This is a genomic window from Bacillus amyloliquefaciens DSM 7 = ATCC 23350 (assembly GCF_000196735.1).
Classification (GTDB): Bacteria; Bacillota; Bacilli; order Bacillales; family Bacillaceae; genus Bacillus; species Bacillus amyloliquefaciens.
In genome coordinates, this window is record NC_014551.1 from 2892984 (window position 1) to 2905370 (window position 12387).

Below are 12387 nucleotides of genomic sequence, written 5' to 3' on the forward strand. Positions count from 1 at the left end.
CACAAACAAAAAATAATAAATAGTATAGACTATTTTTATATATATGTTATACTAATTCCACATTCAGCGAAATACAAATAAACCGGCAAAGGAAGGTTTTTATGAAATTAGTTGATTTAACCGCAGATCTTCAAGCGTTACTCGCAAGTCCGAATGTGCATCATAATTTATCAGCTCCAAAACTTACTGAAAAAGTGATCAGCCGAAATGAAGGAACGCTGACATCAACAGGCGCCGTACGCGCCACTACCGGCGCATATACGGGCCGATCACCTAAAGATAAATTTATCGTTCGTGAAAAAAGCACAGAAAATCAAATTGATTGGGGCGCGGTGAACCAGCCCATTTCTGAAGAAGCGTTTGAAAAGCTGTACGCCAAAGTCGTCAGCTACTTAAAACAGAGAGATGAACTGTTTGTTTTTGAAGGATTCGCAGGCGCAGATGAAAAATACAGACTGCCGATTACAGTCGTAAATGAATTTGCGTGGCATAATTTATTCGCGCGCCAGCTGTTTATCAGACCGGAGACGAATGAAAAAGATCCGCAAGCACAGCCGTTTACCATTCTTTCAGCTCCGCATTTTAAAGCTGATCCGGAAACGGACGGCACGCATTCTGAAACATTTATTATTGTATCCTTCGAAAAGCGCGTCATTTTAATCGGCGGCACCGAGTACGCCGGAGAAATGAAAAAATCAATATTCTCGATTATGAACTTTCTGCTCCCGCAGCAGGATATTCTGCCGATGCACTGCTCAGCCAACGTCGGTGAAAAAGGCGATGTCGCCCTGTTTTTCGGTCTTTCCGGCACTGGGAAAACGACGCTTTCAGCCGATGCGGACCGGAAACTGATCGGCGATGACGAGCACGGCTGGTCTGATTCCGGCGTTTTTAACATTGAAGGCGGATGTTACGCTAAATGTATCAATCTGAGCGAAGAAAAAGAACCGCAGATTTTTCACGCGATCCGCTTCGGGTCTGTTCTTGAGAATGTTGTGCTTGATGAGAAAACGGGTGAGGCGGATTACGACAATTCCTTCTACACGGAAAACACAAGAGCCGCATATCCGATTGAGATGATCGGCAATATCGTGCAGCCTAGCATTGCCGGCCACCCGCAGGCGATCGTCTTTTTAACGGCGGATGCATTCGGTGTGCTCCCTCCGATCAGCAAACTGACGAAGGAGCAGGCGATGTATCATTTCTTAAGCGGGTACACCAGCAAACTTGCCGGAACCGAACGCGGTGTGACATCTCCGCAAACGACTTTTTCCACGTGCTTCGGTTCACCGTTCCTGCCGCTTCCGGCTCACGTATATGCCGAAATGCTCGGGAAGAAAATCGACGAACACGGCGTTCAAGTCTTTCTGGTCAACACAGGCTGGACCGGCGGAGGGTACGGAGTCGGAGAGCGGATGAAACTTTCGTATACAAGAGCGATGGTCAAAGCCGCAATTGACGGCACGCTTGATCAGACAGACATGACAGCAGACAGCATTTTCGGTCTGCACAGCCCCGTTCATGTTCCGGGCGTTCCGGATGAGGTTCTTCAGCCTGAAAACACATGGAGCGATAAAAAAGCATACAACGAAAAAGCGCTGTTTTTAGCCAATGAGTTCAAAGAAAACTTTAAAAAGTTTTCCCATGCAGACTCCATTGCCAAAGCCGGCGGACCTCTCGTTTAACCAAAAAAGCCAAGGGCGTATATGCCCTCGGCTTTTGTTTTTTCAATTTGTCGAATGAAGCGAAGTGAGTCTGTATGTAATGCTTGTCCGGCCGTTCGCCCACTCGAGCTTTTGGACTTCACCCGTGCCGGATTTCTCGCCGTTTTTTGTTTTGCGCACGTCCATCGGAATATCGAGAGGATAGACCCGATAGCCCTCTTTCTCTAATAAAAAGATATTTTCCTCTATCCGTTTTTCATTGCCTTTAGTCACAATCATAGTATTAAATTCTACAGGCATTCCCAAAATGAAAATCCCCTTTCATTCTCTTTTTCTATATTATCATATCATAAATCCGGCATCTTACCTTGTCTTCATCCATTCCGCCAGACGCCGGACAATGCGTCTGTTTTCCTGCGGGGGAAAATAATGCGTAAAACCGCTGTAATACCAGGTCTCCACCGGTTTCCCCGTCTCTTTCAGCTTGTCCTCAATCATCCTGGCGTGCTCGATCGAGACATTTTCATCATTCTCGCCATGGATGAGCAGCACAGGCGCCTGAATGCGGTCTGCTTTTTCAAACGGCGAACGCCATCTGTATTCATCCGGCACCTTTTTCGGCGTGCCGCCGATCACCCGCTTCATCATCCGCCGCAAATCCTTCCGCTCTTCATAAGTGAGCGCCATGTCACTCACACCGCCCCAGGAAACGAGCGAAGCCGCTTGATGCCCCATCTCGATCGCAGTCAAAAGACCCATGATTCCGCCCCGGGAAAATCCGAAAATATGAATCCGCCCTTCCCTGACGTTCGGATGCTCCTGAAGCAGACGGAAAGCCGAAAACGCGTCCTCTCTGTCCTCTCCCGCAAAATCTTCATTCCCCTCGCCGCCCTGATTGCCTCTGTAATAAGGCGCAAACACGACAAAGCCTTGGGAAGCGAATTGAACGATTCTTCCCGGACGAACCATGCCGACATTTTTAATACCGCCGCGCAAATATAAAAAACCGTCGTATGTTCCCGGCGCCGCAGGCTCGGCAAGGAGCCCCTTTACCTTCAGCCCTTCTGACTCATAGCACACCGTAAAGAGGCGGACATGCGGACTCGGAGACGGAAACCTTTTCTTTTCAACAAGCAAAACAAATGAGCCTCCTTCCATCATCAGTTTTTTATTCTTTCCCAACCTGAATATGGGCACTCACACATTTTTTATACCCATCATACGATATGTAAAGCAAAGAAGGTTAATTTAACGCTTAAAACAAGGAGGTTACACCGTGAACAAATGGCTCAAAACGAGCTGCGTCTTTGTCATATGCTCCTTTTTCCTGCTCATTCTTCCGGCCTGCCGACAGGAAGAAAGTCTGACGAAGGTAAAGGTGGCGGAAGTCACACACTCCATCTTCTATACCCCTATGTATGTCGCTGAAGCGAAAGGTTTCTTTAAAAAAGAAGGGCTTCACGTTTCACTTCAAACCACATGGGGCGGAGACAAAACGATGACATCGCTTTTGTCAAACGGCTCTGATATCGCGCTGGTCGGTTCTGAAACGTCCATTTACGTGGAAGCGCAAGGAGCAAAAGATCCTATCATCAACTTCGCGCAGCTGACACAGACAGACGGTACATTTCTCGTGGCGCGAAAGGATGTGACATCATTCAAGTGGGACGATTTAAAAGGAAAAACATTTCTCGGCCAGCGTAAAGGCGGCATGCCCCAAATGGCCGGTGAGTACGTCCTGAAGAAGCATCACATACAGCCGAAAAAAGACATTAACCTGATTCAGAACATTGATTTCGCCAATATTTCCAACGCATTCGCATCCGGAACCGGTGATTATGTCCAGCTGTTTGAACCGACGGCATCCCAATTTGAAAAAGAAGGCATCGGCCATATCGTCGCATCCTTCGGAGAAGCTTCCGGCCAAGTGCCTTACACAACCTTTATGGCAAAAGAAAGCTATTTAAAAAACAATGAAAAAACGGCGGAAAAATTCACCCGCGCCATCTACCGCGCCCAGCAATGGGTGGAAAGCCATCCGGCCAAAGACATCGCAAAAACGATTCAAAAGGAATTTGCCGATACCGACCCTGCCATTATTGAAGCATCGATAGACCGTTATAAAAAACAAAAATCATTCTCTTCTGACCCCGTTCTGCAAGAAGATGAATGGGAACAGCTTCAATCTATTATGGATGAAGCCGGGGAGCTCCCGAAACATATTCCGTACAGCAAACTCGTCAACACAAAAATCGCCAAAAAAGTCACCTCAGAACAATAGGAGGAACATGAATGTCTTTTTTACATGTGGATCATGTGACACATACTTATTTCTCGCTGAAAGAAAAAACAACCGCCGTGAAAGATATACATCTTCATATTGAAAAAGGGGATTTCATCTCCTTTCTCGGACCGAGCGGATGCGGTAAAACAACACTCCTATCCATTCTTGCCGGCCTTATTGCCCCTGCACAAGGCCGGGTGCTGATTGAAGGCAGCGTGCCGAACCATAAAGAACACCAAATCGGCTATATGCTTCAGCAGGATTATTTATTTCCTTGGAAATCAATTGAGGAAAACGTGCTGCTCGGTTTACACATTTCCAAAACATTAACAGAAGAAAAGAAAGCTGAAGTTCTCGGCCTTCTGCCTAAGCTCGGATTAATCGGCGTCGAAAAAAAATATCCGAAAGAGCTGTCAGGGGGAATGCGGCAGCGGGCGGCACTTGCCAGAACGCTTGCCCCGGACCCGGGCCTGCTGCTTCTTGATGAGCCGTTTTCGGCGCTGGACTTTCAAACGAAGCTTTCTTTAGAAAACCTTGTCTTCAGAACATTAAAGGATTTTCAAAAAACAGCCGTGCTCGTCACCCACGATATCGGTGAAGCCATCGCGATGAGCGATACGATCTATTTATTTTCGAATCAGCCGGGAACGATCCACCAAATTTTCACCGTGCCTAAGGAGCTCGCCGCCTTAGATCCGTTTGACGCGCGTCAGGACCCGGCCTTTCAGCCGCTGTTTCAAACCATATGGAAGGAGCTGAATTCCCTTGAAAAACAGCAGCGGCACGATTGAAGAGCTTCATCAGCAGTTTAAGAAAAAACACCAAAAAGAAAAACGCCGGATTCGTGCGTATCAGGCCGCCATTTTTATCGTATTTTTTGCAGGGTGGGAAATATCGAGCAAAGCGGGCTGGATCGATCCGTTAATTTTCAGCTCCCCCTCTGCCGTTTGCAGGCTCTTAGTTGAAAAGATTGCGGACGGATCCCTCGCGGCGCACATCGGTGTCACATTAGGCGAAACCGTTCTCGGCTTTTTGCTCGGCACCCTTCTCGGCACATGTCTCGCCGCTCTGTTATGGTGGTCAAACAGGCTCGCCCGGATTTTAGACCCGTACCTCGTCATTTTAAACGCGATGCCGAAGGTCGCACTCGGACCGATTCTCATCGTCGCACTCGGACCGAATTTTACAAGTATCGTAGCCATGGGAGCAGTCATCAGTGTCATTATCACGACAATCGTCGTCTTTACGGCTTTTCAGGAAGTGGATGAAAATTATATTAAGGTCATGAAAACATTTGGAGCGAAAAGGCGCATCATGTTTAAAGAAGTCATTCTGCCGGCGTGTGCCCCCGCCATTGTTTCTGCGCTTAAAGTGAATGTCGGTTTATCCTGGGTCGGTGTCATTGTCGGCGAGTTTCTCGTTTCCGAAAAAGGTTTAGGCTACATGATCATATACGGATTTCAAGTCTTCAATTTCACCCTTGTATTTTTAAGCCTTCTGATCATCGCGATTTTTGCGACATTAATGTATCAGGGAGTGGAACTGTTAGAGAGAAAATGGACGAAAGGAAAAATATAAAAAAGACCCGTGCGGAAACGCCGGGTCTTCGTTTCTATGATTGAAATACGCCATCTTCTTTCAGCTTTTTCAGGCTTATCGGAAGCACCGAATCTTTCATAATGAAACTGAACTTTTTATTTCGCGGGAGATTCTCCGGCAGTTCGCTGAACAGCACCGGCCCCTTTGTTTCAAAATAATCAGCCTGTTTTTCAAGCTTTTCAATATCGGCAAAATAAATATTCTTAACGATTACCTTTTCCCTGCCGAGCACTTTATACTGTCCGACGTACTGAAGGTGTCTTACCGCGGCGCCGGTCTCTTCTTTTACCTCGCGCAGGGCCGCTTCCTCCGCACATTCCATCGGCTCCACTTTTCCGCCCGGAAATTCAAACCCCCGGTCTTCGTGCTCAGTCAAAAGCCACTTGTCACCATATCGGCATATGACCCATACGTGCTTCGGGCTGTCTGAAAAAGGCTGGTGTTCAAAGGAGAGCTGAACAGTGTTCTGATAATAGTCTTTAAACTCGTACATGTTTATCCCTCTAATCCGTTCCTTCGTATCTTCCATACATCATACCACAGTTGCGTTTGTTCGGAAGCCCTTTATCAAAAATTCAGAGGAAAACCATCATACCCGCTAGTATAGCCTCCTATGAAGCAAATGTTACGGTTTGCGCTTGAATTTATTTTTCAGGGTGTCCAAAAGGTCGACGAGCACCTGCGGAACCGGGATGCCCAGCGAGCTTGCCGTAATCACAATCTGTATCGATTCGTATAAAATATAAAACATGATAGCCAAATTGCGGATGGAGCCTTCGGTATGAAGCAGCTGATCAAAAAAATGGCAAACTGAGACTAATGACAAGGTCACGATTTTTTTGACCAGCCGCGCAAAAAGCTTTTTTGGGCTCAGCTGTTGCAAAAGAGATTCCTTTAAGCTTGTACTGATAAATTCGATCGCCATGACCGATAGCAAAATCAGAAACGAATACTGAAAACCGCCGAAGAAAAATCCCGCTGCCGACACGATCACTGCAAAAAACGAAAAGATGCCAAAGTCTCTGCCCACTTGATCCAACATCCTTTCACAGAAACGGCCTTACATTATTCTATGAAAGGTGAATAGAACGGACTGGATTTTTCAGAAAAATGGACAACCAAATAAAAGACCGGATGCTCTAAAGCCCCGGCCTTCCCTTGTTAATTATCCTAAATACGCTTTCAGCATCCAGTTATGTTTTTCGATATTCTGGTGAATGGCAAGCAGCATATCTCCGGTCGTTTCGTCACCGACTTCATCTGCGAGATCCATTCCGCTTTTCAGTTCCTCTGCAATGACAGTGAAGTCATCATAAATGTTCTGTACCATTTGTTCTGCGCTCTCATTGCCTTCCGCTTCTTTTATAGATGCAGTCTTCAATGATTCCGTCATTGTGCCGATCGGCTTGCCGTTTAATGCCAGCAGACGCTCTGCCAAGTCATCAATATATGTAGCCGTTTCGTTATACAGCTCCTCGAACTTTTCATGCAGTGTAAAAAAGTCCTTCCCTTTGACGTACCAATGATAGTTATGTAATTTCACATACATGACCGTCCAGTTTGCAACTTGTTTATTGACTGCTTCCAATAGTTTTTCTGACATGCCTATCTTCCTCCTTTGGTTTACTATTGATATACCCTTTATATCGTTTGTTAAAACATAAATTTTTAGCCCTTGATTTTACGTCTGGAAAATATGTTATTATTTGTTAAAAAGGAGGGATTTCATGCTGCTTCTTCTGAGTCTCGGCTTTCTTATCGTGCTTGCCGTGCTGCTTTTATCCATCTGGTCGACCGTAAGAGCCTATAATGTAAAGCATACGATTGATCCGCCGCAGGACGAATCAAACGGCTTGACGCACAAAAACAAACCTTAATGATGATGCGTCTGTTCCTCATGGCCGGAGGAATCATCGGCAGCTTCAGCATCTCCGACACGCACTTTTACAGTCGGCATATTGTGCTGCTGTTTTGCCGTTACGTGGGATTGAACGGTATACACACCCTCTTCGTCAAATTCAGTCCGCAGATGATACGCCCCTTTTTCCTCCTTGGCCTTGCTTGTTTTGCTGCTGCCTTTTTTTCCTTCTTTCCATACTTCAAACATGACTTCATCCGCATCCGTGACGCGCTTTCCGCCGTAAAAAACATCCGCCTTGTATTCTGCTTTTTCATGCGGCTTTACCGTTTCCGGTCCCGTAAGCTTGACCTCAAGCGCTTTAGGCTTTTCATCCGCGGAGGTTTTGTCCGAATTGCCCCCGCAAGAAGATAAAAGAAATACCATACCGCACATACCTGCCAATACAGCCCGTTTCATTCCATCACTCCCTCGTGTTTGCTTCTATTTTAGCAAACGCTTACACATAAGGTGTGACATTTTTTAGAAATATGTAAAAAAAGCCTTTTTGCATGACAGCAAAAAGGCCTGTTTTTTTATCCGAACACTTTCAGCAAATCTTCTTTATCCTGTGACAGCCAGAAACGCATTAGGCGTTTCGCGCCTTCCAAATCATGAAGTTTCGCCTGGCCGCACTGTTTTTCGTTGGCTGCCGGAATCTCCGTAATATCGATGGCTTCTTTCAGTGTAGCGTCAAGCAGGTCAACAATCTCTTCCGCTGTCGGCTCACCGCTCACAACCAGATAATATCCTGTCTGGCAGCCCATTGGTGAAATATCTATGATGTCGAAGTGATTGTATTTCTCAGAATGTGTGCGGATCGTAAACGCAAGCAAGTGCTCAAGCGTATGAATCGTATCCGGCTTCATCGCCTGTTTGTTCGGCTGGCAGAAGCGGATGTCAAACTTATTCACGACGCCGTCTGTTCCGACTTTATGCACTCCGCAATGTCTTACATACGGAGCCACAACCGCGTTATGGTCAAGCTCAAAACTTTCTACTGAAGGCATAATGGCACTCCCTTTTTTTCAGAATATGCACCCATTATAACACAGTTTTCCGATAAGAATTGCGGCGGACGCTTTTCAATCTGAAATTTTTTTTCTATACTAGCATCAGAAAGGTGGTTTTTTTGATGAAAACCATAATGATTGCGTTAATCCGCGGATACCAGAAGTTCATCTCTCCGCTGACGCCGCCGTCATGCCGCTTTTATCCGACGTGTTCGCAGTACGGAATCGAGGCCGTCAAGACTCACGGCGCACTAAAAGGCGGATGGCTGACACTGAAGCGAATTTTAAGGTGCCATCCTTTTCATCCGGGCGGGGTTGATCCCGTACCGGAAAAAAAACAAAAGCATTAGTCCATATGCTGATAGCCGTCGATCACCAGATCAAGCTTGCCGGTTTCAGGATCAATCACAAGACCGTGCACCGGCACGTTATCAGGGAATAGAGGATGGTGTTTAATGACGTTTACGCTGTCTGTAACACTCGCTTCTACAGAATCAAAGCTTTTCAGCCATTGATCAAGATCAACACCTGAGTACTTCAGCATGTCAATCCGCTCTTTCGGAATACCGCGGTCAATAATTTTACCGAGCATATCCTCGCTGTTGATTTTGCTCATACCGCAATCATGATGCCCGATAACGCAGACTTCATCAGCGTTTAATTCGTATACGGCCACTAAAAGGCTGCGCATAATGCTTCCGAATGGGTGGGCGACAAGCGCGCCGGCACTTTTAATAATTTTCACATCGCCGTTTCGCATGTTCATCGCATGCGGAAGCAATTCAACAAGGCGTGTGTCCATGCAGGACAAAATCGCCATCTTTTTATCCGGGAATTTAGATGTTTGGTATTTTTCATACTCTTTGTTTTTAGTAAACTGCTCATTAAATGTCATGATATCGTTTAGAAGACTCATCTTGGTGTTTCCTTTCTGCTTTTTTATTCACAATATAACATAAAGCGGGTCCTTTCGTCACTCCCCGCTCTTGATGACAAAGTTGCAGACGGCTCAAAAAATAAGACAAACCCCCTCGGGCTTGTCTTATTTCCCCATATTGTATTTTTTGTTGAACTGTTCGACTCTCCCGCCTTTTTCGTTGAACTTTTGGCGGCCTGTATAAAACGGATGCGTATCTGAGCTGACTTCTACTTTAATCAGCGGGTATGTTTTTCCGTCTTCCCACTCTGCTGTTTCCTCTGATGTTTTCGTTGAATGGCTTAAAAACCGGTAGCCGCTGTTCACATCTTGAAAAATCACTTGATGGTTATCCGGATGAATATCTTTTTTCATGCTGATCTCCCTTTCTTTAAATCGTAATTATTACGCTTTATTCTAAACCTTAAATAGGCGCTTGTCAATCATATATGCCCCGATCCCTTGATTTCTAAACCCTGCACATATATGGAATCAGAAGAATAATTTAATGGCTTCAGCAAATAATATAACCACATTACATAAAACGGTAATTAGAAAGGCGGTTTATGACGTGGATGATTTAGTATTAGCCAGAAGCCTGTTCGGGACAACCATGGGCTTTCATATTATTTTCGCGACGCTTGGTGTCGGTTTGCCTCTGATGATTTTAATGGCTGAATTAATTTATCAAAAAACAAAAGATCCGCATTATGCCATTATGGCGAAAAGATGGACAAAGGCGCAGGCTGTTCTGCTCGGCGTGGCGATACCGACCGGAACGATCGCGGGTACACAGCTTGCCCTTTTGTGGCCCGGATTCATGGAAGTCATCGGCAGAGTGATGTCACTTCCGTTTCAAATTGAAATTTATGCTTTCTTTATCGAAGCGCTGTTTATGTCCATTTATGTCTATGCCGCTGACCGGCTGACTCCGGCGATGCGCATCATTGCCGTCATTTTCGTTTTGATCGGCGCCGCGGCATCTGCCGTCTTAATCACAAATGTTCACGCATTTGAAGGAACGCCGGCCGGCTTTAAAATTTTAAACGGCAAAATCACTGACGTCGAACCGTGGGCGGCATTTTTTAATCCAAGCTTTTTCACCACCGCGGGCCATGTCGTTCTGACGGCTTTCATGACCGGTGCATTTATCGTCGCGTCAGTAGCCGCTTATAAAATGCTGAGAACGAGAAAACAGGAGCAGGTATACCGTTTTCACCGGAAAGCGCTTCTGCTCGCTTTAACGATCGGCGGAATCTTTTCTATTATTGCCTCTTTAAACGGACACGAGTCAGCTCAGCTCCTTTACGAATACCAGCCTGAGAAGCTTGCGGGCGCAGAAGGGCTGTTTGAAACAAGGTCACACGCTCCGCTTGCGATCGGCGGTTTTACCGACGCAAAAGAAGAAAAAGTAAAATGGGCGATAGAAGTGCCGTGGGCTTTAAGCTTTTTGGCTGCAAACAGCTTTGACACAGTCGTCAAAGGCTTGAACGCGTTTCCGAAAGACGAGTGGCCGCCTTTATTCATCCATACACTGTTTAACGGAATGGTCGGCATCGGAATGCTGCTCATTTTGTACTCCGTCATCGGCATCGTGTGGAGAAAAATATTAAAGAAAGACAGCTTTCCGACTTGGCTTTTGATTTTATTTTTAACCGCGGGACCGCTTAGTCTGATCGGCATTGAATTCGGATGGATATTCGCTTGTACTGGGCGGCAGCCATGGGTGATTTATCATCTTCTGAAAACGTCAGATGTCGTCACGACAACTGGTTCAATCGGTTTGCTGTTCATCCTGTTTACGGTGGTTTACGCCATTTTGGCGGCCGCAGTCATTTATGTGCTGCTGTATTATTTCCGCAAACATCCCGTTGAGGAGGATGTAAAAGCGGCGGAATCTTAACAACAGAAAGGGCTGAATTGAAATGGACATTACCATGGATGCTCTCATCGCGATATCCATCGTATGGGGCTTCGTGTTTATCTACGCGGTTATGGCAACGATGGACTTCGGAGCCGGTTTTTGGTCTATGATTTATTTAAATAAAGAACAAACAAAGGCGACTAACATCGCCAACCGTTATTTATCCCCGACATGGGAAGTGACCAATGTCTTTATCGTCGCGATCGTTGTCGCCCTTTTCAGTTTCTTTCCCGGGGCAACTTTCGTGCTGGGTACCGTTTTATTGATTCCGGGGAGTATCATTTTGCTGCTTTTAGCTATCCGAAGCGGCTTTCTCGTTTTCTCCAATACGGCGAAAGAAAGAAAAATCATGAGATATATCTCCGGAATTTCAGGCTTCATTATTCCTGCTGTGCTGATTTTGGTACTTCCGGTGACACACGGAGGATTTATCGAGAAAACGGGCGGGGTGTATCACTTGAATTTGGCAAATGTCTTTACAAGCCCGAATGCGTATGCCTTTATCGGCTTTGCCATTTTAAGCACTTTATTTTTATCTTCGCTGCTTCTGGCCGACTTTTCAAATGTTGCGGAAGAGGAGCATGCGTATCGCATATACAGACGGAGCTCTTTAATAACAGGGCCGCTGTCTCTTCTTTTTGCGATCTTCATTATGCTGACATTGCGTACGGAAGCCGGCTGGCTGTATACGGGAATGATGAAAGACCTGACATGGCTCATCCTGTCTGTCATTACATTTATCATTGCCGGTATCGCTCTGTTTTTGCCGAATAAACGCTTCGGCAGAAACCTCGGCAAACCGAGGATCGCCATGATTGCCATTGCGCTGCAATACTTTCTGGCAAGCTATGCGTACGGACGGGCTCATCTTCCTTATATGATTTATCCCGACATTACGGTCATGTCAGGATTTACGGAACCCGCAACCTTCAGGGCGCTGTTTATGACGTATATCGTCGCGTTCATCATTTTGTTTCCCGGATTTTATTTCTTCTGGAAGCTCTTTATGAAAGACAGACGTTATATCCGCCAGGAGGAATAACAAAAATCGGGGCGGCTCATACTAATGGCGTACCTTTTATTTGGGAGG

Annotated in this window: 17 protein-coding genes; 8 read left to right on the plus strand and 9 right to left on the minus strand. The window is 46.0% G+C overall.

Going from position 1 to position 12387, the window contains the following annotated elements; translation table 11 throughout:
• Positions 1 to 101 precede the first annotated feature (101 nt).
• Positions 102 to 1685: a phosphoenolpyruvate carboxykinase (ATP) gene (pckA, locus tag BAMF_RS34815; protein WP_013353268.1), complete on the plus strand. Its 1584-nt coding sequence runs from the start codon at positions 102 to 104 to the stop codon at positions 1683 to 1685.
• Positions 1686 to 1727: 42 nt separating this feature from the next.
• Here pckA and BAMF_RS34820 read toward each other — a convergent pair whose 3' ends face one another.
• A complete protein-coding gene (locus BAMF_RS34820; protein ID WP_013353269.1) occupies positions 1728 to 1970 on the minus strand; it encodes a DUF2584 domain-containing protein in 243 nt (80 codons plus the stop codon).
• 57 nt (positions 1971 to 2027) lie between these two features.
• Positions 2028 to 2801, minus strand: a complete 774-nt coding sequence (locus BAMF_RS34825) for an alpha/beta hydrolase family protein (RefSeq protein ID WP_013353270.1) — start codon at positions 2799 to 2801, stop codon at positions 2028 to 2030.
• A gap of 139 nt (positions 2802 to 2940) precedes the next feature.
• Between BAMF_RS34825 and BAMF_RS34830 the strand changes: the two genes are divergently transcribed.
• The 3 genes from BAMF_RS34830 to BAMF_RS34840 are packed head-to-tail and all read left to right on the plus strand — an operon-like array spanning position 2941 to position 5526.
• Entirely contained in the window at positions 2941 to 3945 is a 1005-nt protein-coding gene (locus BAMF_RS34830; RefSeq protein WP_013353271.1) for an ABC transporter substrate-binding protein, read from the plus strand.
• A gap of 11 nt (positions 3946 to 3956) precedes the next feature.
• The gene (locus BAMF_RS34835; RefSeq protein ID WP_013353272.1) at positions 3957 to 4739 is read left to right on the plus strand and encodes an ABC transporter ATP-binding protein; all 783 of its coding nucleotides are present in this window, start codon (positions 3957 to 3959) and stop codon (positions 4737 to 4739) included.
• Positions 4714 to 5526 (plus strand): ABC transporter permease, encoded by an 813-nt coding sequence (locus BAMF_RS34840; RefSeq protein WP_013353273.1) that lies wholly within the window; start codon positions 4714 to 4716, stop codon positions 5524 to 5526. The genes BAMF_RS34835 and BAMF_RS34840 overlap by 26 nt, the downstream gene beginning before the upstream one ends.
• A gap of 34 nt (positions 5527 to 5560) precedes the next feature.
• On the opposite strand, the gene ytkD is transcribed toward BAMF_RS34840, so the two are convergent.
• From ytkD to BAMF_RS34855, 3 genes are all read right to left on the minus strand, one after another.
• Positions 5561 to 6040, minus strand: a complete 480-nt coding sequence (gene ytkD / locus BAMF_RS34845) for an RNA deprotection pyrophosphohydrolase (protein ID WP_013353274.1) — start codon at positions 6038 to 6040, stop codon at positions 5561 to 5563.
• A 132-nt stretch (positions 6041 to 6172) separates the two neighbouring features.
• Positions 6173 to 6577, minus strand: coding sequence for a phage holin family protein (locus tag BAMF_RS34850; RefSeq protein WP_014470850.1), 405 nt, complete (start codon positions 6575 to 6577; stop codon positions 6173 to 6175).
• 135 nt (positions 6578 to 6712) lie between these two features.
• On the minus strand, positions 6713 to 7150 hold the full coding sequence (locus BAMF_RS34855) for a Dps family protein (RefSeq protein ID WP_003152242.1): 438 nt from the start codon (positions 7148 to 7150) through the stop codon (positions 6713 to 6715).
• 124 nt (positions 7151 to 7274) lie between these two features.
• On the opposite strand from BAMF_RS34855, the gene ytzI reads away from it, so the two are divergent.
• Positions 7275 to 7424 carry a YtzI protein gene (gene ytzI / locus BAMF_RS34860; RefSeq protein ID WP_013353276.1) on the plus strand — a complete coding sequence of 50 codons (150 nt, stop codon included), beginning with the start codon at positions 7275 to 7277 and terminating at the stop codon, positions 7422 to 7424.
• On the opposite strand, the gene BAMF_RS34865 is transcribed toward ytzI, so the two are convergent.
• Together BAMF_RS34865 and BAMF_RS34870 are read right to left on the minus strand one after the other, a co-directional pair.
• Positions 7421 to 7864, minus strand: coding sequence for a FixH family protein (locus tag BAMF_RS34865; RefSeq protein ID WP_013353277.1), 444 nt, complete (start codon positions 7862 to 7864; stop codon positions 7421 to 7423). The two genes, ytzI and BAMF_RS34865, sit on opposite strands and share 4 nt — an antisense overlap.
• Positions 7865 to 7980: 116 nt before the next feature.
• Complete coding sequence (locus BAMF_RS34870) at positions 7981 to 8454, minus strand: S-ribosylhomocysteine lyase (protein WP_013353278.1); 474 nt, start codon at positions 8452 to 8454, stop codon at positions 7981 to 7983.
• 125 nt (positions 8455 to 8579) lie between these two features.
• On the opposite strand from BAMF_RS34870, the gene yidD reads away from it, so the two are divergent.
• The gene (yidD, locus tag BAMF_RS34875) at positions 8580 to 8807 is read left to right on the plus strand and encodes a membrane protein insertion efficiency factor YidD (RefSeq protein ID WP_013353279.1); all 228 of its coding nucleotides are present in this window, start codon (positions 8580 to 8582) and stop codon (positions 8805 to 8807) included.
• Here yidD and BAMF_RS34880 read toward each other — a convergent pair.
• Positions 8804 to 9373 carry a beta-class carbonic anhydrase gene (locus BAMF_RS34880; RefSeq protein ID WP_013353280.1) on the minus strand — a complete coding sequence of 190 codons (570 nt, stop codon included), beginning with the start codon at positions 9371 to 9373 and terminating at the stop codon, positions 8804 to 8806. The genes yidD and BAMF_RS34880 overlap by 4 nt on opposite strands.
• A 126-nt stretch (positions 9374 to 9499) precedes the next feature.
• A complete protein-coding gene (locus BAMF_RS34885; RefSeq protein ID WP_003152229.1) occupies positions 9500 to 9748 on the minus strand; it encodes a type B 50S ribosomal protein L31 in 249 nt (82 codons plus the stop codon).
• 196 nt (positions 9749 to 9944) lie between these two features.
• Here BAMF_RS34885 and BAMF_RS34890 point away from each other — a divergent pair, with 196 nt between their 5' ends.
• Both BAMF_RS34890 and BAMF_RS34895 read left to right on the plus strand, forming a co-directional pair.
• The gene (locus BAMF_RS34890; protein ID WP_014470851.1) at positions 9945 to 11276 is read left to right on the plus strand and encodes a cytochrome ubiquinol oxidase subunit I; all 1332 of its coding nucleotides are present in this window, start codon (positions 9945 to 9947) and stop codon (positions 11274 to 11276) included.
• 22 nt (positions 11277 to 11298) lie between these two features.
• Positions 11299 to 12339 carry a cytochrome d ubiquinol oxidase subunit II gene (locus BAMF_RS34895; protein WP_013353282.1) on the plus strand — a complete coding sequence of 347 codons (1041 nt, stop codon included), beginning with the start codon at positions 11299 to 11301 and terminating at the stop codon, positions 12337 to 12339.
• Positions 12340 to 12387 lie beyond the last annotated feature (48 nt).